Source organism: Rhodococcus sp. R1101 (genome assembly GCF_000278445.1).
GTDB classification, from domain to species: domain Bacteria; phylum Actinomycetota; class Actinomycetes; order Mycobacteriales; family Mycobacteriaceae; genus Rhodococcus; species Rhodococcus gordoniae.
On sequence record NZ_AJVB01000831.1, the window covers coordinates 1 to 891 of the forward strand.

General features: G+C 66.0%; 1 protein-coding gene and 1 pseudogene. One reads left to right on the forward strand and one right to left on the reverse strand.

The genetic code is table 11. The annotated features are described in order from the left end of the window. Positions 1-20: 20 nt before the first annotated feature. Positions 21-513 (forward strand): annotated as a pseudogene (locus R1101_RS28760) (SUMF1/EgtB/PvdO family nonheme iron enzyme). 150 nt (positions 514-663) lie between these two features. Here the strand turns inward: R1101_RS28760 and R1101_RS28765 are convergent. Beyond that, a partial coding sequence (locus tag R1101_RS28765; RefSeq protein WP_037225220.1) for an aldo/keto reductase occupies positions 664-891 on the reverse strand: 228 nt, incomplete at its 5' end.

An 891-nucleotide genomic window follows, 5' to 3' on the forward strand; every position in this document is an offset into this window, starting at 1 on the left:
CAGAGTGGGCCGGCAAGGAACTGCCGACCGAGGCCGAATGGGAGTTCGCCGCCCGCGGCGGACTCGACCGCAAGGCCTTCACATGGCGCGACGAGCGCGAACCGAAGGGCCGGCCCGGCGGGAACGTCTGGCAGGGCGAATTCCCGTGGCAGAACCTCGAAACGGACGGATTCGCCGGAACCTCACCTGTCGGACACTTCCGGCCGAACGGATACGGCCCTCCACGACATGGCGGGCAACGCGTGGGAGTGGACCGCCGACTACTTCACCGCGAACCATGCTTCGAGCGGCAGGAACGTCGCGCCGGCCTCATCGTGTTGCATCCCGACGAATCCCCGCGTCGACGAGGCCGAACACGATCCGCGCGAAGCGTATCCGCGCCGCGTCATCAAGGGCGGCTCGCACCTGTGCGCCCCGAACTACTGTCTGCGGTACCGACCCGCGGCCCGCCAGGGTGACACCGAGGAGACCGCGACGTGCCATATCGGATTCGGCTGCGTCATTCACCCGTGAGACGACAGGTTTCACCCTGGTCAGGGGTGTATGCCGTCGGATACCGGTGGTGTACTGGGAACGGATGGGGGTGAAAAGAGGCATCCACCATGAGCCAGGATCTGCGTCCGGATCCGATCCCGGGCGGAGAAACCGGAGTGGTGAGGTCTGTCAGTTGAACTGGTCCGGATGGGGTCCGGTGCGCAGATCGCGATCGGTATTGGTGATGGTGGACATGTCCTCGTCGGTCAGCTCGAAGTCGAAGACCTCGAAGTTCTCCCGGATCCGGGACGGCGTGACCGACTTCGGGATGACGACGTTGCCGAGCTGCAGATGCCAGCGCAGCACCACCTGGGCCGGCGACTTGCCGGTGCGCCCGGCGATCGACGTGATCGGCCT